The following is a 21,328-nucleotide window of genomic DNA, read 5'->3' on the forward strand; positions in this document are numbered from 1 at the left end:
ACCCGCCCTCCCCAGCGGCCGCTGGGGAGGGCGGATGCGGTCAGCCCTCGGACGCCTCCGCGTAGACCTGCGACAGCTCGGGGGCGCCGCTGATGGCCCAGTCGAGGCCCGCCTCGACGACGTTGATCTCGCGGCCCGTGGCGAGTTTCACCACCGGCTGACCGTTCGGCCACACCTGCCACACCGCCCCCGGGACCGTCCGGACGATCACGGTCCCCAGGTAGAGACCCGCGTCGTTGCCGAGCCACGGCAGCTCCTCCGGGTCGTCGCGCCAGCGCGGCAGCAACTGGTCCAGGGCCTCCAACGAGCGAGCGGAGTCGTCGAGTTCGAGCCCTGCACTCGCCGCCTGGCTGCGCAGCAGCTCGCACTCGGAGAGGAGCTCGGCCACCCCTTCGGGGTCCACCTCGGGCGGGACCGTCACGGACGCGCCCCGCTCCGCGTCATCGTGCCGCCTGCGCCAGCCGGCCAGGAAAGGGATGTTCATACCACTCAGGTTCGCATCCAGCCCCCGGTGTGCACCACAGGCGCGCCTGTCCACCACCCGGGCCGCGCACGAGGGCGGCCGACGGCGGGAATTCAACCGTAGTTCAGACCGGGATCATTGACGGTCTCCAGCTGCCTCCCTACGTTCATCCCGCACCTGTCGGATCACTGCGGATGCGGGAGGGGACGGCCATGCTGCTCGTGGCAAGACGATGGACCATCGGGATCGTCGCGGGAGGTGCGGCCGTCGCCATCGCCGCAGCGGGTACCCCCGCACTCGCGCAGACCCCGCTCGCACAGGCATCTGCACCAGCCACCCGCACGGAGCCGCTCCCCTTGGAGCGGCTCTTCGACAACACGGCGGTCAGCGACGACGCCCGCCCCTCGGAGGCCGACTTCGACGGCTCCGGCCAGTCCCTGTCCGCCCAGGACCTGTCCGCCGCAGGCTGGACCCCGGGCCGTACGCTCGCCCTCGACGGAGCCCGGCTGACCTGGCCCCGCTCCGCCGCCGGGAAGCCCGACAACGTACGGGCGGACGGCCAGGCGGTACGGCTGGGCGGCCGGGGCGACGCGCTGTCGTTCCTCGTCGCGGGCACCGGGGCGGGCGGGGATGTGACCGGCACCGGCACCGTGCGCTACCGGGACGGCGGCAGCACCTCGTACACCCTCACCGCCCCGGACTGGCGCAGCGGGCCGCTGAGCACCAAGGCCGTCGCACTCCCCCACATCAACGCCCCGGGCGGGCAGCGCACCGAGAAGGTCCGGCTGTACGCGGTGACCGTGCCGGTCGAGCGCGGCCGCGAGATCGCGTCCGTGGTGCTGCCGCGGGACCCGTGGCCCGCCGCGGATCTGCACGTCTTCGCGGCCGCGGTGCGCACTCCGGCGCACGGCTGGACCGGGACATGGTCGGCGAGCACCTCCGGATACCCGGCGGTCGGGCCGTGGACCGACCAGACGCTGCGGCTCGTCGTCCACACCAGCGCGGGCGGCCGCGGCATCCGCATCCGGCTCGCCAACACCTTCGCGGCCGCGCCGGTACGGATCGGGCACGCCTCGGTCGCCGTCCAGGCCTCCGGGGCCGCGGCCGACGGGGCACCGCGGCGGCTGGCGTTCGGCGGACGGCCGGGGACCCGGATCCCCGCGGGGGCCGAGGCGTTCACGGACCCGCTGGACCTGCCCGTGCCCGCGGATACGAACCTGCTGGTCAGCCTGCACCTGCCGGAGAGGATCACGGCCGCTCCCGTGCACAGCAGGACCAACCAGGTCTCGTACCTGAGCGCGGCGGGCAGCGGGGACCGTACCGGCGACAGCGGGGCGGAGGCGTTCACCGGATCGCTGGCGAGCTGGCCGTTCCTCACCGGGGTCGACACCGGTGGCGGCCCGGGGTCCGTGGTGGCGCTCGGCGACTCGATCACCGACGGGGACAAGTCGACGGTCGACGCGAACCGGCGGTGGCCGGACGTGCTGGCGCGGCGGCTCCAGGGGCAGAGCGAGGTGCCGCGCTACGGCGTGCTCAACCACGGGATCTCCGCGAACCGGATCGTCACCGACCGCTACCCGGGCGACGGCGTGAGCACGGACACGGGAGGCGTGAGCGCCCAGCACCGGCTGGACCGCGACGTGCTGGCCCAGACGGGTGCCCGTACGGTCGTGGTCTTCGAGGGCGTCAACGACGTGCGCTGGGGCGCCTCGCCGGACCAGGTGATCGCGGGGCTGCGGGCCATCGCGGAGCGGTCACGGGCGCGGGGGCTGAGGGTGGTCGGGGCGACCATCGCGCCCTGCGAGGGCTTCCCGGACTGCACGCCGGAAGTCGACGCACGGCGGACCGCCGTCAACGCGTTCATCCGGGAGAACGGCGGGGCGTTCGACGCCGTGCTGGACTTCGACGTGGTCATCCGGGATCCGGAGCGGCCGCAGCGGATGCTGCCGGAGTACGACAGCGGCGACCACCTGCACCCCGGCGACGCGGGGCTGCGGGCGCTCGCGGAGTCGATCGACCTGCGGAAGCTGATGCCGTAACGGCGTTGGGGGCATTCGTTCCGCTGGGCGATGGGGGGTCCCCCCATCGCCCAGCGGAACAAATGCCCCCAAAACCGGATATGAGACGTCCAGATCCACCACGACCGGGGCGTGGTCGGAGGCGCCCTTGCCCTTGCGCTCCTCGCGGTCCACGTAACTGTCCTTGACCGCGCCCGCGAAGGCCTTGTTGCCGTAGACGAGATCGATCCGCATGCCCCGGTTCTTCGGGAAGCAGAGCTGGCGGTAGTCCCAGTACGTGTACGGGTGGTCGTACTTGAGCGGGCGCGGGACCACATCGGAGAGTCCGAGCCCGCGCAGCCCCTCCAGGGCGGCGCGTTCGACCGGCGTGACGTGGGTCAGGCCCTCGAATGCCGATCGGTCGTATACGTCCTCGTCCGTCGGCGCGATATTGAAATCGCCGAGCACCGCGAAGGGGCGCTCGGCGGCCACGTCGCCCGCCACGGCGCCGCTCAGCGCGTCGAGCCACTGCAGCTTGTAGGCGAAGTGGGCGTGGTCCACCTCACGGCCGTTCGGCACGTACACCGACCAGACCCGGACGCCGTCGCAGGTCGCCGCGATGGCGCGCGGCTCCTGCGCACCGTCGTACTCAGGGCCGCCGGGCAGGCCGCGCGCCACGTCGTCGAGGCCGACCCTGGAGACCACCGCAACGCCGTTCCACCGGCCGTCCGCGTTGACCGCCGAGTCGTACCCGAGCTCCCGCAGCTGCTCGCGCGGGAACTGCTCGTCGGTGCACTTGGTCTCCTGGATGCACAGCACGTCGGTGCCGCTGCTCTCCAGCCAGGCCAGCAGCCGCGGCAGCCGCGCGGTGATCGAATTGACGTTCCAGGTGGCGATGCGCATGGAGACGAATGTACCGCCCGCCTCCGACAGTCAGAGGGCGAGCGACTCCCCCGGAGCCATGCGGCCGTGGTGCGCCCCGCCCACGCCCGGGCCGTCTGGGCCCAGCAACCGGTCGTACACCGTCCGCGCGATGTCGGTCAGCAGCGCATCGTGGATGTCGATGGCGCGCTGCGGCTTGACTTCCCTGAGGTAGTCGATGACTTCGGCGACCTTGTTCCAGGGGGCGTGCACCGGCAGCATCAGGGTCTCGATCGGGCGGCCGGGGACGGTGAGCGCGTCGCCCGGGTGGAAGACCGAACCGTCCACCAGGTAGCCGACGTTGGTGATGCGCGGGATGTCGGGGTGGATCACGGCGTGCAGCTCGCCGTGCACCTCGACCTCGAAGCCGGCGGCGGTGAAGGTGTCACCGTGGCCGACGGTGTGCACCCGCCCGGGGAAGGCCGCGGCGATCTGGTCCGCGACGCTGCGCAGGGTCCAGATCTCCGCGGCCGGGTTGGCGTCCAGAGCGGTCCGCAGCCGGTCCTCGTTGAAGTGGTCCAGGTGCTCGTGGGTCACCAGCACCGCGTCCGCGCCGACCGCCGCGTCCTCCTCGCTGAAGGCGCCCGGGTCGATGACCAGCACCCGCCCGTCCTTCTCCAGCCGGATGCAGGCGTGGCCCTTCTTCGTCAGCTGCACGGGGTGTCCTTCCGACGGGTCCTGTGGCGTGGCGTGTCCCGCCAGGGAATCTACTCCTGGGGCGTCGTCTCCTGACGTATGACCTCCTGCGCCACCCGGAACGCCGAGTTCGCCGCCGGTACGCCGCAGTAGACGGCCGTGTGCAGCAGCACCTCCCGGATCTCGGCGGGGGTCAGGCCGTTGCGCAGCGCGGCGCGGGTGTGGAAAGCCAGCTCGTCGAGGTGACCGCCGGACACGAGGGCAGTGAGGGTGATGACGCTGCGGGTGCGGCGGTCGATCCCGGGTCTGGTCCACACCTCGCCCCAGGCGTAGCGGGTGATGAACTCCTGGAACTCGGCCGCGAAATCGTCCGCGGCCGCGGAGGCCCGGTCGACATGGGCGTCGCCGAGCACCTCGCGGCGTACCTTCATGCCCTGCTCGTACGGGTCCTGGCGGCCGGTCACGACCTCCGCGGGCGCTTCGGCGGAGCCGATCTCGGCAAGCGGGCGGCCGGCGGACCGGACCGCGGCGCCGGTCCGGGTCCCAGTGCGGAGACCGGTCAGGGTTCCGGTCTGGTGACTGGTCTGGTGAGCAGGCTGGTGAGCGGCCTCGGTCCCGGTCTGCGGCCCGCTGTGCGGGGCGACGGGGGCCAGGACCGGCTTGAGCGGTGGGGCGGCGATCGCCGCCGTGCCCTCCTGCCAGGCCATGCCGAAGTGACGGACGAGCAGGTCGGTGACGGCTGCGGGCTGCTCGACGGGCGCCAGGTGAGAGGTGCCGGGGACGAGCGCGAGGCGGGCGTCCGGTATCCCGGCGACCAGCACGCGCGCGTCCGCGGGTGTGGTGACCTGGTCCTCGGATCCGGCGAGGACGAGCGTCGGCACGCCGATCCGCTCCAGCGCGGTGCGGATGTCGAGGGAGGCGAGGGCCTCGCAGGCCGCGATGTAACAGCCGGGGTCGGTGGTGCGCACCATCTGCACGGACCACTCGGCGATGGCCTGCTGAGCGGCCGTGAAGCCGGGCGTGAACCAGCGCTCGGGGACGGAGCGGGCGATCGGCTCCAGCCCGTTCGTACGGACGATCACGCCGCGCTGGCGGTACTCGTCGGCGGTGCCGAAGCGGGCGGAGGCCGAGACCAGGGCGAGAGAGGCGACCTGCTGCGGCTCTCGCAGGGCCAGGTCGGCGCCGACCGCGCCGCCGATGCCGCAGCCCGCGTAGCCGAAGCGCTCGATGCCGAGTTCCTCGAGCGTGGCGAGGAGGCGGTCGGCGAGTTCGGTGACCGAGGTGGCGGGGTGGGCGGGCGCGCCGCCGTGGCCCGGCAGGTCGTAGCGCAGCACCCGCCAGCGGCGGGCCAGTTCGGGTACCTGCCGGTCCCACATGTGCCAGGTCGTGCCCAGGGCTGGGCCGAGGACGAGGACGGGGGCGTCGTCCGGGCCGTCGATCCGGTGCTGAAGGGTCTTCGTCTCGCTCACGCCTGTCACGCTATCCGCCGGTCCCGGCGGAACGGGTCAGGGGGTCACGGTGGAGACGACGTAGACCTTGGGGTGGGCCTTGTTGCTGAGATCGACGGTGATGTCCTGCAGGGGCTGGGGCTCGGGGTGCTTGTGGACCGTGCCGGCCCAGTCGGCCGCGCCGCTCGGGCCGAGGTTCCAGCCCACGGCCGCCGCCTCCCTGGCGCTGATGGTGACCCTGCCCGGATCGAGCGCGGCCCGGCTCGTGCCGATCCGGCCGAGGAACCTGTCGAGACCCTCATCGGATGTGACGAACTGCACGTACAGCTTGCTGATCTTCCAGGAGTTGGTCTCGTAGTACGCGACCTCGGCGGAGTACGGCGGGATGGGCACGTCGTAGATGCGGCGCGTCACCTTGGACGGCCAGCCCTCGGTGAGGCCGGTGGCGGCGGCCTTGCCCTCCTTGTCCCGGCCGCTGTCCCGGCTCTGCTCCGCGGAGATCGCCAGATAGCCCGCCGGGATGCCGATCAGCAGGACGACGATGAGCAGGGTGAGAATGCGGCGGCGGGTGCTGGGGCGGTTCGGCGGCTGCCCGCCCTCTCCAGCGTCTCCGGGGTCGGACGGGGTCTGGCGGGGGACGGCCGGGCGGTCGTCCATGGTCATCGTCGGCTCCCTCGGAGGCCTTGCGCGTAACGCTCGTAGCGTTCGTACCGCTCGACGCGCCGCCGGGTGGCGCGGCGGAAGCGGCGGGCGACGAGCCTGGCGAGGTCCGCGGCGCCGACGAGTCCTGCTTCGTTGCCGAGCTGAGCCTTGATGATACGGGCCTCGGGCCGGTAGCCGCGGCCGGTGAGGTGGCGGCGGAAGGAGTCCCTGGCCGGGCCGATGAGCAGGTCGTCGGCCGCGCTGACGCCGCCGCCGATGACGAAGCAGGAAGGGTCGAGAGCTGCGGCGAGGTTGGCGATGCCCACGCCGAGCCACTGGCCGATGTCCTGGAGCAGCTCGACGCACATGGCGTCGCCCTCGCGCGCCAGCTCGGTGATGAGGGGCCCGGTGATGTCGGGGATGTGGCCGCCGACACGGTCGATGATGTTGTACGCGACCGGCGAGTCGGCGGCGGCGAGCTCGCGGGCCTCGCGGACCAGGGCGTTGCCGGAGCTGTACTGCTCCCAGCAGCCGCGGTTGCCGCACGGGCAGCGGTGGCCGCCGGGCACGACCTGCATATGGCCGAACTCGCCGGCGACGCCGTACCGGCCGCGCTTGACCTGGCCGTCCTCGAGGATCGCACCGCCGATGCCGGTGCCGAGCGTGATCATGACGAGGTGGTCCTCGCCGCGGCCCGCGCCGAACCGCCACTCCGCCCAGGCGGCCGTGTTGGCGTCGTTGTCGACCATGACGGGAACGGCGAGGCGGGCGGCGAGCGCGTCGCGCAGCGGCTCGTCGCGCCAGGACAGGTGGGGCGCGAAGAGCACCCGGGAGCGGTCGGCGTCGACCCAGCCCGCCGCACCGATGCCGACCGCGTGTACGTCGTGCCGGTCGGAGAGGTCCAGGACCAGCTCGACGATGGTGTCCTCGACGACCTTCGGGCTCTTGGACTTGTCCGGGGTCTCGGTGCGCGCCTTCTCGAGAATGTTGCCGTCCGCGTCGACGACTCCGGCCATGACCTTGGTGCCGCCGATGTCGATGCCGACCGTGGGGACGCGAGGGGCGGAGAGGTGCGAGCGGCGCTCGCGGGTGCCGACGGTGCGGAGGACGGTCGCCCTGGCCGAGCCGCGGTGCGCGAGCTCGCGGTACGTGCTCATCTCGTCCCTAGGTGGTTGCGGGCATTCGGTGCTTTCCGTGCTGGTGGCGATTGTGCCAAATGGGCAGGGGAGCGGCTTCCTCACTCCCCTTCGGCGGCTTCGCCCGCGGCCCTGAGATGGTCGGGGACCGGGGCGCGCTTCAGCTCGTGGCTGAGCTCTTCCAGCTCCGAGCCGCCCGCCATCTGGCGCGTCAGCTCGTCGAGGGCGATCTCCTCCTTGGGGTAGCTGCCGGACATGGTGCCGCGCTTGAGGAGGACGAAGTGGTCGCCCACGAGGTACGCGTGGTGGGGGTTGTGCGTGATCAGCACCACGCCGAGACCGGCGTCCCGGGCCGCGGCCACGTACTTCAGGACCACCCCGGACTGCTTGACGCCCAGGGCCGCGGTCGGCTCGTCGAGGACGAGGACCTTGGCGCCGAAGTAGACGGCGCGGGCGATGGCCACGCACTGGCGCTCGCCGCCGGACAGGGTCCCGATGGGCTGGTCGACGTCGCGCAGGTCGATGCCCATACGGAGCAGCTCGCTGCGCGTCGTCTCGCGCATCCGCTGCACATCGAGGCGGCGGAACGGGCCCTTGCCGCGGGTGGGCTCGGAGCCGAGGAAGAAGTTCCGCCAGACCGGCATGAGCGGGACGACGGCGAGGTCCTGGTAGACGGTGGCGATGCCGCGGTCGAGGGCCTCGCGCGGGGAGCCGAGGGCCGTCTCCTCGCCCTCGACGGTGAAGGAGCCGGCGTCATGCCGGTGCAGCCCTGCGATGATCTTGATGAGGGTGGACTTGCCCGCGCCGTTGTCGCCGAGGACACAGGTGATCTCGCCCGCGTGGACCTCGAGGGAGACGCCCTGGAGGGCCTTGATGCTGCCGTAGAACTTGCTCACGCCCGCGAGCCGGACCAGGGGGGCGGGGGTCGTTGCCGCTGCCGTCTTCGGTGTCGTCACCGTGTCTCCTTGTTCTCCCCCAGAGCTGCCGCCTGGGAGGTACCCCCATCTCCGCCCGCTCGGCGCAGAGGTGCGGGCGTCGCTGTCGGGTGCGGCCCGGCGGCCTCGCGTGCGTCGCTCACGAACGCGCCTCCGCCCGCTTGCGGACCCATGCGTTGAGCAGGGTGGCCAGGAGCAGCATCGCTCCGAGGAAGAACTTGAACCAGTCGGGGTTCCACTGCGCGTAGACGATGCCCTTGCTGGTCATGCCGAAGATGAAGGCGCCGACGGCCGAGCCGATCGCGGAGCCGTAGCCGCCGGTCATCAGACAGCCGCCGATGACGGCCGCGATGATGTAGAGGAACTCGTTGCCGACGCCCTCGCCGGACTGGACGACGTCGTACGAGAAAAGCAGGTGTTGTCCGGAGATCCAGGCGCAGAAGGCGACGGCCATGTAGAGGCCGATCTTCGTCCTGGACACCGGGACGCCGACGGCGCGGGCGGCGTGCGGGCCGCCGCCCGCCGCGAAGATCCAGTTGCCGGCGCGGGTGCGCAGCAGGACCCAGGTGGCCACCGCCACCAGACCGGCCCACCAGAGGATGGTGACCTGGAGGTCGACGTCGCCGACGCTGAGGCGGGAGGCGAAGAGGGCCTTCGCCGACTCGAAGCCCTCCATGTCGCCGATCGACTTCGTCGAGACCGTGCCGCTGATCAGCTTGGTGAAGCCGAGGTTGAGGCCGGTCAGCATGAGGAACGTGCCGAGCGTGATGATGAAGCTCGGCAGCTTCGTGCGGACCAGCATGATGCCGTTGAAGAAGCCGATGGCGAGGGTGACGAGGAGCGAGACCCCGACGCCGACCCAGACGTTCGCCGTCATCTGGTAGCTGAATATCGAGGAGACCAGCGCCGAGGACGTCACCATGACGCCCGTCGAGAGGTCGAACTCGCCGCCGATCATCAGCAGGGCGACCGGTACGGCCATGATGCCGATCGTCGACGAGGCGTACAGGACCGTACTGAGGCTCTGCGCGCGCAGGAAGCTGTCGGCGACGAGCGCGAAGAAGACGAAGACGGCCGCGGCGCCGACGACAGCGCCCAGTTCGGGCCGGCCCATGAGGCGGCGCAGCAGCGAGGTCTCCAGCAGCCTGTCGTCGGTGGTCGGTGCGGGTGCCGGTGTCTTGGCCGGGGCCGTCATCGCGTCCCCCGCTTCGTGTACTCCTGCAGGGCGGCCGCGTCCTTCTCGGTGATGATCTGCGGTCCGGTGAGCACGGGGCGGCCGCCGCCGAGGACGTCGGCGTTGTAGCGGTGGAGCCAGAGGAGGTCCACGGCCTCGTAGCCCTGGAGGTAGGGCTGCTGATCGACGGCGAAGCCGAGGGCGCCGTCCTTCAGGGACCGGGCGACCTCGGCGTTGAGGTCGAAGGTGTCGATCTCGGCCTCGCTGCCCGCCTGTTCCTTCGCCTTGACGGCGGTGGCCGCGAAGGGTGCGCCGAGCGTGATCACGGAGTCGATGCTTGGGTCGGCCTGCAGCTTGGCCTCGATGGAGGACTGGACCTCGGGCATGTTGGTGCCCTCGACGTAGAGGTTCGCCAGCTCGCCGTCGAAGGTCTTACGGGCACCGTCGCAGCGCTGCTCGTGGCCGACATTGCCCTGCTCGTGCAGTACGCACAGGGCCTTCTTCCTGCCGCGCTTGTTCAGCTCCTCGCCGACCGCCTCGCCCGCGACGGCCTCGTCCTGGCCGATATGGGCGAGGGCGCCGAAGTCCTCGGACTGCTCGGAGCCGGAGTTCACGGTGACCACGGGGATGCCGGCCTTGACGGCCTTGGCGACGACGTCCTTCATCGCGTCCGGCTTGGCGAGCGTGACGATCAGGCCGTCGACGCGTCGGTCGATCGCGGTCTGCACGAGCTGGGCCTGCTGCTGGGCCTCGTCGTGGTGCGAGTAGAGGAACGTGATGTTGTCCTTGGCGGCCGCCTGCTCGGCGCCGCTCTGGACGATGTCCCAGAAGGTGTCCCCGTCACCGGAGTGGGTGACCATCGCGAAGGTCCAGCGGGGGGTGTTCACCGCGGCCCGGCCCCCGGCGGCCTGCGCCGCCGCCCGCTCCTCGGCGCGCTTGCCACCCGTACTGCTGCACCCCGCAAGGGACGCACCGAGTACGACCGCCAGCACGGCACCCATCGCGCGTACGCCTGTCCGAACCCTTGCCACGAAGACGTGCCCCTCTCCCTGTGCTGCCTGCTGCTTCTCCTGGTGCGGCGGGTGCCGGAAGGACCGGCCCCGGCCGGCGCCCAAGTATCCGTTACGGGTGCTCGCCGATCGGGCTCCCCCCCATGCCGTTCAGGCCATGGGGGATCATCGGGTGCCGCGCGCGGTGTACTTCTCCAGCCGCGGGACGTCCTTCTCCGTGACGATCGCGGGCCCGGTGAGCACCGGCTCCCCGCCGCCGAGGACGTTGGCGTTGGTCGTGTAGAGCCACAGCTCGTCGACGGCGAGGTAGCCCTGGAGGTACGGCTGCTGGTCGACGGCGAAGCCGATCTCCTTGGCCTTGAGCGACTTCACGACCTGCGCGTTGAGGTCGAAGGTGTCGATCTCCGCCTCGCTGCCCGCCTGTTCCCTGGCCTTGACGGAGGCCGCGGCGAAGGGCGCGCCGAGGGTGACGATCGTGTCGATGTCCTTGTCGGACTGCAGCTTCGCCTCGATGGAGGACTGGGTGGCGGGCATGTTGGTGCCCTCGACGTTGAGGGTCTCCAGCGACCCCTCGAACACCTTCTTCGCACCCGCGCAGCGCTCCTCGAGCGAGACGTTGCCCTGCTCGTGGATGACGCAGAGGGCCTTCTTCCTGCCCCGCTTGTTCAGCTCCTCTCCGACCGCCTCGCCCGCGACGGCCTCGTCCTGGCCGATGTGCGAGAGGGCGCCGAGGCCTTCCGAGAACTGGGCGCCGGAGTTGATGGTGACCACGGGGATCCCGGCCTCGACGGCCTTCTCGACCTCGGCCTTGAGGGCGTCGGGCTTGGCGAGGGTGACGATGAGGCCGTCGACGCGTCGGTCGATCGCGGTCCTGACGAGCTGGGCCTGCTCGTCGCCCTCCTTGTTCGCGGAATAGAGGAACTCCACGTTGTCCTTGGCCGCCGCCTGCTTGGCGCCGCTCTGGACGATGTCCCAGAAGGTGTCGCCCTCGCCCGAGTGCGTCACCATCGCGATCTTCAGTCGCGGGGTGTGCACGCCCTTGCCGGTGCCGCCGCCCGCGGACTCGTCCTCGGCCTGCTTGCCGCCGGAGCTGCTGCACCCGGTGACCGCGAGCGCGAGCGTGATCGCCGCGGTGAGTACCGCAGCCGTACGACGTCGGGGTGTGCCCGCCATGGTGGGTCCGCCTTCCTCCTGGGCCGCGTCATTGCGGCTGGAGGAGTTCTAGCTGCGGGCGACGCGCTCCGTCCATATGGCGAGCGGGAAAAGCGCAGGGCGGGGTCGGGGGCGGGCGCGGTGCGGGCGCCGGGGCGGCGGGGAGGCGGGCCGGGCTCAGGGCCGTACGAGCAGCGCGGGGCGAGCGGGGCCGGGCTCAGGGCCGTACGAGCAGCACGGGGCGAGCGGGGCCCGGCTCAGGGCCGTACGAGCAGCTGGAACTCGAAGGCGTAACGGGAGGCGCGGTAGATGTGGGACCCGAACTCGACCGCGCGGCCGGTGTCGTCGAAGGTCGTCCGCTCCATCGTCAGCAGCGGCGCCCCTTCCGGCTCGCCCAGCTGCTCCCCCTCGTCCGCGGTCGCGGCACGCGCGCCGACCGCCTGGCGGGCGCTGTGCAGGGTGATGCCCGCCTCGCGCATGAGGCGGTAGAGGCCGGTGGCCTCGAGGCGCGCAGTGTTCAGGTCGAGGAGGCCGACGGGCAGGTGGTTGCGCAGATGCGCCATGGGCTCGCCGTGCGCGAGCCGCAGCCGCTCGACCATGACCACGTCGGTCCCCTCGGGGACCCCGAGCGCCGCCGCGACCTCGGCGGACGCGGGCTCCGTGGTATTCCGCAGCACCTGGGTGGCAGGCCGCTGACCTGCGGCTTCGAGGTCGTCGTAGAGGCTGCTCAGCTCCAGCGGCCGCTTGACCTGGCTGTGCACGACCTGGGTTCCAACCCCCCGGCGCCGCACCAGGAGCCCCTTGTCGACCAGCGACTGGATGGCCTGCCGCACGGTGGGCCTGGACAGGCCGAGCCGGCCGGCGAGCTCGATCTCGTTGCCGAGCAGACTGCCCGGCGCGAGCTTGCCGTTCTCGATCGCCGCTTCGAGCTGCTGGGACAGCTGGAAGTAGAGCGGGACCGGGCTGCTGCGATCCACGCTGAGCTGGAGAGACCCGGTGGGGCCTGCCGCTTGCTGCTTCACCACGCAGGCGAGACTAGCCGCAAGGACAGATGACGGGAAGTCGTGAAGTTCGGTTGTCCGGACAAAAGGTGCAGCGTGCGATCCCGGCGGCATCTGCGGCGGTGTCGGCCGTGCGGTGTGGCCCCCGCCGTTGGTCAGCTGTTCGTGGCGGCCGGGGCCGCGTCCGCGAGGCGGGCGAGGAGATCCGCGACCCGCTTGGCCACCGCGTCGCGGTCACCCTCCGCAAGCGCAGCACCCATCCCGCACGCGACCGCCCCCGCCGCGATCCAGTCCGGGGCGTCCTCGACCGTCACACCACCGGTGGGCAGCAGCGGCGCCTGCGGCAGCGCGGCCCGTATGTCCTTGATCCAGCGCGGGCTGTGGTCGGAGGCCGGGAAGACCTTGAGCGCGTCCGCGCCGAGCTCCATGGCCCGCACGATCTCGGTGGGGGAGGCGACGCCCGGGAAGACGGGGACGCCGTAGCGGTGGCCCGTGCGTATCACCTCGGCGTCCAGGGCGGGCGAGACGAGGAAGCGCGCGCCGGCGTCGATCGCCATCCGCGCGGACGGGACGTCCAGCACCGTTCCGGCGCCGATCAGCGCTTCCTGGCCGACCTCGCGGGTGAGGGTCGTGACGGCCTCCAGCGCGAAGGGGGTCGTCAGCGAGATCTCGAGGCTCCTGATCCCCGCGGAAATCAGGGTGTCGGCCGTGGCGGCGGCCTGGTCGTAGCTCTCGGTGCGGATGATGGCGAAGACCCGCTGTGCCAGCGCGGCACGGGTGATCTCCCAGCGGTACACGGCAGTCGGCCGCCTTTCTCGGTCGGGCGCGGGTGGGGGTCGTACGGGGTGCGGGGTACGGGGCGTGGGGTGCGGGCGTGGGGTGCATTGCGCGTGATGCGTGTGCGTGGTGCGTCGTACGGGGCCGGGCCTGGCCGGGGCCTGGGTCTGCGGGCTGGTTGCCGCGCCGACCGCTGGGCCCTCGGGTCAGCGGTGGACGGAATCGCCGCCGCCGGTGAAGGCGGCGAGCGCGCGGTCCCGGGCGGCGGCGGTCGGCAGACCGTCGGTGTCCGCCGGGGCCTGGACGACGAGCGCCGCGACGCAGGCCGCCTCGGCCAGCGCCCGCGGCTCCGGCAGCCCGCGCAACCGGCCGGACAGGTAGCCCGCGGCGAAGGCGTCGCCCGCGCCGACCGGATCGGCGAGCGGCACGTCGAAGGGCTGCCGTGTCCACTGCGCGCCGTCGGTGACAGCGGTCGCGCTGCGGTCAGCGCGCTTGATCACGATCGTACGGGCGCGGCCGCCGTGCAGCAGCTCGGCCGCGGCCTTGTCGGCGGTCATGGCGGTGAGCAGCTCCAGCTCGTCCTCCCCCGCCAGGACGAGATCGGCTTCGCGGAGCAGCGGGCCGACGGTCTGCGCCCACTGCGCGGCGCCGCCCAGCTTGCGCCGCACGTTCGGATCGAACGAGACGGCGGCACCGGCCTCCCGGGCCAGCTCGACCAGCCGGGTGGTCGCCTCCGCGGCGGTCGGCGACAGCATGGGCGTGATCCCGGAGACATGGAGCAGCCGGGCGCCCTCCAGCGCCTCGGGGCGTATGTGCTCGGGCGCGAGGTGGGAGGCGGCGGAGCCTGCTCGGTAGTACTGGACGTCGATGGCGCGCCGGGGGTGGCTGTCACGCAGCAACAGGCCGGTGGGGGCGTCCTGGTCCACGTCCGCGTACGACACGTCGACGCCGTCGGCCCGCAGCTCGCGCAGCACGGCCTCGCCCGCCGGGTCCGCGCCCACCCGGCCGATCCAGCGCGTGCGGTGGCCGAGCCGGGCGAGTCCGGCGGCGACGTTGGACTCGGCGCCGGCGACGGAGCGGCGGAAGTGCACGGCGCGGTCGAGCGGGACGCCTGGCTCGGCGAGCATGAGCAGCATCGCCTCACCGCAGGTGACCACCTCGGGTCCGTTTCCCACCGTTGCCTCCGCCGCTCTCCCGTACGCCTCGTACGACGTCTACGCCCCGAACGCTCGCATCTGCCGGAAACCGTACCGGCCGCCACTGACAACGGGCGCGCCGGGGCACGGGGTTCCCGGCCCAGCGCGCGGTATGCCATACGGGGCGGGCGGGGCGCGCGCCGCACCGTTCGCGCCCGCCATGCCTGCTACCCGCCACGCCCGCGTACGAACGGACGACGACGCCCCGGCAGCCCACAACACGCCGAACGCCGGCGCTCCTGCTGGCGGCGCTTCACGCCGCGTTTCCCACCCACCCGCCCTTGAAAGGGCGGGTGGGTGAAACTCCGCACCGCAAACGCAGCCACCGCGGCCCTCACCCGCCTCGCCGCGCAGCGTCCCCCAGCAACCCATCAGCCGCGACCGCGGCGGGCCACCCACCCGCCCTCATAGGGGACGGCGGGTGGGAACCCCCCGCGCCGGAGGCGCGGGACTGCGCATCCCGCCCCTCAAGGGCGGGGCGGCGGGCGGGGTCAGGGGGTGAGGTTGGCGGAGGCCACCGGGATGCGTTCGGGGGCCGGGGTGCCGCCCGTGTCCAGGAAGCGGCCCACCGGCAGGGTCGCCGCGCCGACCGTCACCGCGTCCGGGCCGAGCCGCCCCAGCTCGATGGAGGTCTGCGCGTACGGGTGGCGCAGCGCGTACGCCGCGGCCGCCGTCCGTACCGCGGGAAGCAGCCGCGGCCCCAGCAGCAGCCCCGCCCACCCGCCGAGCACTATCCGCTCCGGGTTGAAGAGATTGACGAGGTCGGCGATGCCGGCGCCGAGGAATTCCGCGGTCTCGTCGAGGATTGCGACCGCCGTACGGTCGCCCCCGTCGGCCGTGTCGAGCAGCTCGGCGAGCGCGGACTCCTCGTCGCGCCCGCGCGGGTCGCCGCCCGCCTCGCGCCAGCGGTCCAGTACGCCCGCCGCGCCGACGTACGCCTCGAGGCAGCCGCGGGCCCCGCAGCGGCAGCGGCGGCCGCCGACCCGGAGGGTGGTGTGGCCCCACTCGCCGGCGCTGCTGCACGCGCCCTGGTACGGCCTGCCGTCGGCGACCACGCAGGCGCCGACGCCCGAGCCGAGCAGGGCGATGACGGCGTTGCGCGCGCCACGCCCGGCGCCGAACCAGGTCTCCGCGCGCCCAAGGGTCTTGGCGCCGTTGTCGATGTGCAGCTGCAGGTCGGTGGAGCGGCGCAGCAGCGCTTCGAGGGGTACGGCGTCCCAGCCGATCGTCTGCCCGTGCACGACCGCCCCGTCCGGCCCGGCGGCGTCGACGATGCCGGGCACCCCGACGCCGACGCCGAGAATGGCCCCGGCCGGGAGGCAGGCTTCGCGGAGGACCGTGGCGAGGCCGTCGAGGATGAGGTGGACGACGAGGTCCACGTCGTGGCCCTGCCCGGCCAGCGGGAGGTCGGCGCCGGAGATCTCGGAGAACGCGAGGTCGAACAACTCGACGCGGACCCGGGTCTCGCCGACGTCGACACCGATGAGATGGCCGCTGGACGGCGCGACGCGCAGCAGCGTGCGGGGGCGGCCGCCGTCGGAGGCGGTGGAGCCGACCGCCTCAACCAGGCCGTCGGCGACGAGCTCACCGACGACGTTGCTCACCGAGCCGGAGCTGAGCCCGGTGGCCGGGCCCAACTCCTGTCTGCTGAGCGGTCCTTCGAAGTACAGATGCCGCAGCAGGGCGGCTCGGTTGGTGCGCCGCAGATCGCGTACCGTCCGTCGGTTCCCTTCGCCCATGGTGTTCTCCCTCCCGCAGAGAACCTAGCCTGCGGGAGAGGTGGGGGGACTTTGGACCGACCGCTTAACTCAGGTTGCGCATTAAGCCGTGACCCGTACGTAGTCCACGATCAGCTGCTGCGGGAAGACCGTGCTCCCGTCCGGGTCGCCCGGCCAGTAGCCGCCCACCGCGAAGTTCATGATCAGGAAGAACGGGTGGTCGAACACCCACTTCTTGCCGTTCAGGTCCGCCGGGGTACGGGTCTGGTAGACGTTGCCGTCCACGGACCAGGTGATGGAGTCGGGGGACCAGTCGACGGCGAAGGTGTGGAAGTCGTCCGAGAACTTCTGCCCGTTCGGCAGGGTGTACCCGGCGCCGATGCCGCCCTCGCCCGAGTAGCCGGGACCGTGCAGGGTGCCGTGGACGGTGCCGGGCTCCTTGCCGATGTTCTCCATGATGTCCAGCTCGCCGCAGGCGGGCCAGCCGGCACTGCCGATGTCCTCGCCCAGCGCCCAGAAGGCGGGCCACACGCCCTGCCCGCTCGGCAGCTTCATCCGGGCCTCGAAGTGCCCGTACGTCTGCGTGAACTTCTGGGCCGTGTTGAGCCGGGCCGAGGTGTACTCACACCGGCCGTACCAGCACTGGTAGTTGCCCGGGTTCTCCTTCTTCGCCGTGATGACCAGGTGGCCCTGGCCGTCGAGCGCGGCGTTGTCCGTCCCGCTCGTGTAGTACTGCCGCTCGTGGTTGTTGACGTTGTCGCCCGTCTCCAGCTGCCACTTGCTGCCGTCCACCGCGCTCCCGGCCGGGCCGTCGAAGTCGTCGCTGAAGGTGACGGCTGCGGGGGACGCGGCGGGGCCCGCCTGCGCGGACGGCGCGAGGAGGGACGCGGTCAGAGCGGTCGCACCCGCCGCGCAGGCGGCGGCCAGCGCCAGCCGCGTACGCCTGCGCGTACGGCCGAGTCGGTGCTGCGGCGGACTCGCGGTCGTGGTCGTGGCCGGGCTCGTGGATGGCGTTGTGGTCATGGGGGGTTGCTCCTTCTTCACCGGCCCGTCACTTCAGTCGTCCGGCGTCACTGGTCGCCGGTCCAGGTGAACGTGGCGGAGGTGTGTGGGGGGATGCTGTACGTGAAGTGCCGGCCGCCCCAGTTGACGGCGAGCGACCGGGCGCTGTCCGCGTCGTTGTATGCGATCAGCGCCTTGGAGCCGTCCGGGTTCCGCCAGGCGACATTGGGCAGCCGGTCGCCGGCGGTGGACGAGATGCGATGGGCTCCCGGCCGTACGAACTTCGTGAGATGGCCCATCGTGTAGTACTCGATCGTGTAGTCGACCCGGCCGTGCCGCCCGTCGCCGTTGTGCACGGTGAGCAGGCCGGTGCAGGTCCCGCAGCCGCCGTTGTGCGGGCCGTGGTTCTGGTCGACGGCGAGGCTCCACTTGACCCAGCTGCGGCCCCAGTTGCGCGTGTAGTCGATGAGGTTCCGCATGTCCTCGCGGTGCTGGTCGGCGATCCAGGTGCCGCCGGAGTGCTCGGTGTCGAAGGCGTCGACGGACGGGTACGTGTCGTGCAGACGCGTCCGGGCGGTGACGTCGCCGGCGCCGTAGCCGTGCCAGGCCAAGCCGCCGAAGAGTGGGTCGTCGCGGATGGCGGCGTCGCGAACGACAGGGGCGCCGTAGCCGTCGTACTGGTCCCAGTTCCAGTCCAGGGCCAGCACTTTGGTCGAAAGACCTGCCCTGTGCAGCGCCGGCAGCAGGTTGTTCTTGGTGAAGTAGTGCAGGCCGGAGCCGTTCCACTGCATCGACGGGTAACCGGCGCAGCAGGTGGGCTCGTTCTGCACGGACACGTAGTCCACGGGGACGCCGCGCGCCGCGTATTCCTTGATGTATTTGACGAAGTACGTGGCGTAAGTGCCGTAGTAGCGCGCTTGCAACCACCCCTGATCGAGGCTGTCGTTGTCCTTCATCCAGCCGGGGGCGCTCCAGGGAGAGGCCATGACGGTGAGGTCGGGGTTGAGCCCGATGGCCTGCCTGGTGAGGGGCAGGATGTCGGCGAGGTCATGCTCGACGGAGAAGCGCTCGAGGCGGGGGTCGGTCCGCCCCGCGGGCATGTCGTCGTACGTGTAGTCGCCGCGGGCGAGATCGGAGGCGCCCATGGGGTTGCGGACGAAGCTCAGGCCGATACCGGACTGCGGGTCGAACAGCTTGCGCATGGTCGCATCGCGGGTGGTGTCACTGAGTGCTCCGCTGCTGTTCATGAGCCAGGCGGCAGTGTCGGTGAAGGAGGCACCCCCGCCGGAGAACCGCTGATAGCGCGTCGATTCGTCGACGGTGACGGACCGGCCGTCGCTCCTGGAGCCGGAAGTGAAGGCGGTCGGCTTCTGCCGCTCCAGGCCGCGGACGACGTGCCGGCCGCCCGAGTCGTCCGTAGTGGTGAGCCAGACGTTCACGGTCTCTTCCACGGCACCGGCGGGCCAGGACACCGCGAGCCCGGCCATCGGCAGCAGTCCTGCGAGCCCGAGGATGAGGCTGCCGCGCAGCCAGGGTCTGCTGCGGGGGCGCGAACAGGAGCGGTGAGAGCGATGGTTGATCACTGCGCTCTGCCTCTCAGCTCTGTTGGTGGGGGAGGCGTCGCGGCCCCTCGTGGAGAACCTGGCAGGAGTGGGGTCGGGTGGCATGCCCCTGCCAAGTCAAGGATCGCGACGATGAGGGCTGAGGTGTTGCAGGCCGGCCCTTGGCCCGCCCTTAATTCATGTCTTGATTTAACTGATGCGGCGAAGGGTCGTCAAGGCTTCGAACAATGAAGGAACTTCAGGCGACGGCCACGAGATCTACGCCGGCGTCGTGGCGGCGGTGCCGGGCCTCGCGCCCCTCATGACCTCGGACGCAGCGAAGGTCAGAGCTCGCGGTTGACGCAGGGCGGACGGCGAATGCCGGGAGATAGCACCAGGCGGCGGCCGCTGGTGGGGGGGGCGGCCGCCGCGGTCGGTGGACGTGCTGCGAGTCTGCGGATCTGCCGATCCGCAGATCAGCAGCTGTAGTCGACGAGGTCGAACGAGTCGTAGTGGTCGGCGGTGTAGTAGTCCTCCTCGGCCGCCTCACCGGTGACGATGCGCCGCGCACCGCGGTCCGGCGACCCGGGGGTCTTCACCGTGTATTCGTGGTAGTAACCGGTGTCCTGGTCGGGCAGGATGCCTTCCCTGTTCTGGAAGACGGTGCCGTCCTGCGGGTACGGGTACGGGCCACCGGCCTCGATCAGGTCGAGGGTGTCGTGCGCCTCGGACGGCAGAGCCGTGTAGCAGATGTCGCCGACCGCGGCCGCGGACGGGGCGACCTGCGTGTGCGCGACCGAGGGGCCGGGGGCGGCCGAGGCGAGGGCCGGGCCGCCGATGAGAAGGGTCGATGCGAGGGCGCCGAGGGCGCCGATCCTGGCGATTCGTGGGGGGATTCGCATGTCCTCCAGCATGACGCGCGTAGAGCATGTCATGTCAACGCCAAGTCAATGAAGTTTCCAAGGAGTTCACAGGAAAGCTGCACCTGTGAACGTCGCAGCGGGCGGCCCGCGCAGCAGGGCCCCATGCGGTCGCGGTCGCGGTGTCGTGGCGGTCAGAGCCGGCCGGTGACCTTGACCGGGGTGACGCGCACGACGACGCGCTCTCCGTCGTCCTTCGAGGCCGGGCTGAACGTGGCGTAGTCCTGGCCCGTGTACTTGACCGCCAAGTCGTTCAGCAACTGCTTCGTGCTGTCCGGGGTGACGGTGGCGGTCCCGCGGACCTCGGCGCACGTGTACGGGTTCTCGGGCGGGTTGATCATCACGGTGACACGGGGGTCACGAGCGACGTTCTTCCCCTGCTGCCGGTCCACGGTCGTGGAGAACAGCAGATCGTCGCCGTCGCGCTTGATCCAGACGACCGTCAAGTGCGGCCGCCCGTCCGGCAATACGGTTGCCACGGTCGCGAAGGCCCGTGAGTCGTCGAGGTACTTCTTCAGGTCGTCCGAGAGGCCCGCTGCCACAGTCAGAGTCCTTATCGTGCGATGTGGATGGGTTCGCAGAGTTGCGACACCCCCTGAGGGGCGCGTGAGTCAGAACGTTCCGCACGGCGACGGAAATTCCAGCGGAAAAGGGAGCTGCGATGGCGCTCGACAACGCCACCGTCGCTCCATCGCTCACCGCAGCGGAACACGTCGCGCTGGACGACATTCGGTTCCGTGGCGCGTAGCAACGGCGCCCCCCAGTGCCGACGGCGACCACCGCGCCCCCCGGCGTGGCTGGGACGGGGCCCGCACCGGCACCGCACGCATTCCGGGTGGAAGGCACCCGCCGCACCCGGGACAATGACCCGATGCGCATTCGAGCAGCCCGCATCGGCGAACTCGCCGTCCTCCAGGACATCGAAAGAGCGGCCGGGCGGTGCTTTCGCGAGATCGGGATGGCGGAGATCGCCGACGATGACCCGCTCCCGCTCGGGGAGTTGGCGCGGTACCAGCGGGCCGGGCTGGCCTGGGTCGCGGCCGCCGCGGCCGCCCCAACGGACCCGACCGATCCAGCCGACCCGACCGATCCAGCCGACCCGGCCGACCGGCCCGTCGCCTATCTCATCGCGGAACCCGTGGACGGCAACCTCCACGTCGAGCAAGTGTCCGTGCATCCGGACTTCGCGCGCCGCGGCGTCGGGCGGTCGCTGCTGGATCATCTCGCCCGCCGTGCCGTGGCCGATGGCGTGCCCGCCCTCACCCTGACCACGTTCGCGTACGTGCCCTGGAACGCGCCCTACTACGTACGCTGCGGCTTCCGGCGCCTTGACGAGAGCGCGCTCACGCCCGGTCTGTACGCGATCCGGGAGCGGGAGGCCGCCCATCGCCTGGACCGCTGGCCGCGCATGTGCATGCGCCGGGACGTGTGACCCGGACACCCGCGCGACCCGGCACGGCACCCGAGCACCGGCCAATCCGGCGGCCGGGGCCGCGCGGCCCCTCGGCGGGCGGGCCCGGCCGATCCGTAGCACGATTGGACACGTAGCGCACTGAAAATCGCGCGTCCGGACAGGCAGCACGCCGCTGCCCCTGCCCTCCGGGCCCGACCGCTCCCCCCGGCCCGGAGATGCGCCGCATCAGAACCGTCCCCTTCCGC

At 71.8% G+C, this 21,328-nt stretch carries 19 protein-coding genes and 1 pseudogene; 2 read left to right on the plus strand and 18 right to left on the minus strand.

The annotated features are described in order from the left end of the window. Positions 1-40: 40 nt before the first annotated feature. Positions 41-484, minus strand: coding sequence for a DUF6278 family protein (locus ACTWQC_RS19955; protein ID WP_443317083.1), 444 nt, complete (start codon positions 482-484; stop codon positions 41-43). A 191-nt stretch (positions 485-675) separates the two neighbouring features. Between ACTWQC_RS19955 and ACTWQC_RS19960 the strand changes: the two genes are divergently transcribed. Continuing rightward, positions 676-2,502, plus strand: a complete 1,827-nt coding sequence (locus ACTWQC_RS19960) for a GDSL-type esterase/lipase family protein (RefSeq protein WP_443317084.1) — start codon at positions 676-678, stop codon at positions 2,500-2,502. Between the two features lie 84 nt (positions 2,503-2,586). Here the strand turns inward: ACTWQC_RS19960 and ACTWQC_RS19965 are convergent. From ACTWQC_RS19965 to ACTWQC_RS20045, 17 genes and pseudogenes are all read right to left on the minus strand, one after another. Further along, a pseudogene (locus ACTWQC_RS19965) lies at positions 2,587-3,363 on the minus strand (exodeoxyribonuclease III); the annotation flags it as partial. Between the two features lie 30 nt (positions 3,364-3,393). Next, the gene (locus tag ACTWQC_RS19970; RefSeq protein ID WP_443317085.1) at positions 3,394-4,038 is read right to left on the minus strand and encodes an MBL fold metallo-hydrolase; all 645 of its coding nucleotides are present in this window, start codon (positions 4,036-4,038) and stop codon (positions 3,394-3,396) included. 50 nt (positions 4,039-4,088) lie between these two features. Further along, positions 4,089-5,486 (minus strand): bifunctional 3-oxoadipate enol-lactonase/4-carboxymuconolactone decarboxylase PcaDC, encoded by a 1,398-nt coding sequence (gene pcaDC, locus ACTWQC_RS19975; RefSeq protein ID WP_443317086.1) that lies wholly within the window; start codon positions 5,484-5,486, stop codon positions 4,089-4,091. Between the two features lie 36 nt (positions 5,487-5,522). Further along, the gene (locus ACTWQC_RS19980) at positions 5,523-6,128 is read right to left on the minus strand and encodes a hypothetical protein (protein ID WP_443317087.1); all 606 of its coding nucleotides are present in this window, start codon (positions 6,126-6,128) and stop codon (positions 5,523-5,525) included. After that, positions 6,125-7,264 (minus strand): ROK family glucokinase, encoded by a 1,140-nt coding sequence (locus ACTWQC_RS19985; RefSeq protein WP_443317088.1) that lies wholly within the window; start codon positions 7,262-7,264, stop codon positions 6,125-6,127. Before ACTWQC_RS19985 ends, ACTWQC_RS19980 begins: the two co-directional genes overlap by 4 nt. Positions 7,265-7,344: 80 nt before the next feature. After that, positions 7,345-8,199 (minus strand): ATP-binding cassette domain-containing protein, encoded by an 855-nt coding sequence (locus ACTWQC_RS19990; protein WP_443317089.1) that lies wholly within the window; start codon positions 8,197-8,199, stop codon positions 7,345-7,347. A 118-nt stretch (positions 8,200-8,317) separates the two neighbouring features. Beyond that, the gene (locus ACTWQC_RS19995; protein ID WP_443317090.1) at positions 8,318-9,373 is read right to left on the minus strand and encodes an ABC transporter permease; all 1,056 of its coding nucleotides are present in this window, start codon (positions 9,371-9,373) and stop codon (positions 8,318-8,320) included. Then, positions 9,370-10,383 carry a sugar ABC transporter substrate-binding protein gene (locus tag ACTWQC_RS20000; protein ID WP_443317091.1) on the minus strand — a complete coding sequence of 338 codons (1,014 nt, stop codon included), beginning with the start codon at positions 10,381-10,383 and terminating at the stop codon, positions 9,370-9,372. Before ACTWQC_RS20000 ends, ACTWQC_RS19995 begins: the two co-directional genes overlap by 4 nt. A gap of 144 nt (positions 10,384-10,527) precedes the next feature. Continuing rightward, positions 10,528-11,535: a substrate-binding domain-containing protein gene (locus ACTWQC_RS20005; protein WP_443317092.1), complete on the minus strand. Its 1,008-nt coding sequence runs from the start codon at positions 11,533-11,535 to the stop codon at positions 10,528-10,530. 236 nt (positions 11,536-11,771) lie between these two features. Beyond that, positions 11,772-12,491 carry a GntR family transcriptional regulator gene (locus ACTWQC_RS20010; RefSeq protein ID WP_443317135.1) on the minus strand — a complete coding sequence of 240 codons (720 nt, stop codon included), beginning with the start codon at positions 12,489-12,491 and terminating at the stop codon, positions 11,772-11,774. A 179-nt stretch (positions 12,492-12,670) separates the two neighbouring features. Then, complete coding sequence (locus ACTWQC_RS20015; RefSeq protein WP_443317093.1) at positions 12,671-13,312, minus strand: bifunctional 4-hydroxy-2-oxoglutarate aldolase/2-dehydro-3-deoxy-phosphogluconate aldolase; 642 nt, start codon at positions 13,310-13,312, stop codon at positions 12,671-12,673. Between the two features lie 186 nt (positions 13,313-13,498). Next, positions 13,499-14,467 carry a sugar kinase gene (locus ACTWQC_RS20020; RefSeq protein WP_443317094.1) on the minus strand — a complete coding sequence of 323 codons (969 nt, stop codon included), beginning with the start codon at positions 14,465-14,467 and terminating at the stop codon, positions 13,499-13,501. Positions 14,468-14,979: 512 nt separating this feature from the next. Then, positions 14,980-16,227, minus strand: a complete 1,248-nt coding sequence (locus ACTWQC_RS20025; RefSeq protein WP_443317095.1) for an ROK family transcriptional regulator — start codon at positions 16,225-16,227, stop codon at positions 14,980-14,982. A gap of 81 nt (positions 16,228-16,308) precedes the next feature. Next, entirely contained in the window at positions 16,309-17,229 is a 921-nt protein-coding gene (locus ACTWQC_RS20030; protein ID WP_443317096.1) for a glycoside hydrolase family 16 protein, read from the minus strand. Between the two features lie 47 nt (positions 17,230-17,276). After that, positions 17,277-18,695: a glycoside hydrolase family 30 protein gene (locus ACTWQC_RS20035; protein ID WP_443317136.1), complete on the minus strand. Its 1,419-nt coding sequence runs from the start codon at positions 18,693-18,695 to the stop codon at positions 17,277-17,279. A 530-nt stretch (positions 18,696-19,225) separates the two neighbouring features. After that, positions 19,226-19,651, minus strand: coding sequence for a ribonuclease domain-containing protein (locus tag ACTWQC_RS20040; protein WP_443317097.1), 426 nt, complete (start codon positions 19,649-19,651; stop codon positions 19,226-19,228). 152 nt (positions 19,652-19,803) lie between these two features. Further along, positions 19,804-20,211: a PPOX class F420-dependent oxidoreductase gene (locus ACTWQC_RS20045; protein WP_443317098.1), complete on the minus strand. Its 408-nt coding sequence runs from the start codon at positions 20,209-20,211 to the stop codon at positions 19,804-19,806. Positions 20,212-20,540: 329 nt separating this feature from the next. On the opposite strand from ACTWQC_RS20045, the gene ACTWQC_RS20050 reads away from it, so the two are divergent. Next, the gene (locus tag ACTWQC_RS20050; protein ID WP_443317099.1) at positions 20,541-21,101 is read left to right on the plus strand and encodes a GNAT family N-acetyltransferase; all 561 of its coding nucleotides are present in this window, start codon (positions 20,541-20,543) and stop codon (positions 21,099-21,101) included. The last annotated feature ends 227 nt before the right edge of the window (positions 21,102-21,328 follow it).

This window comes from Streptomyces sp. 8N616 (genome assembly GCF_052246385.1).
Taxonomy (GTDB): Bacteria; Actinomycetota; Actinomycetes; order Streptomycetales; family Streptomycetaceae; genus Streptomyces.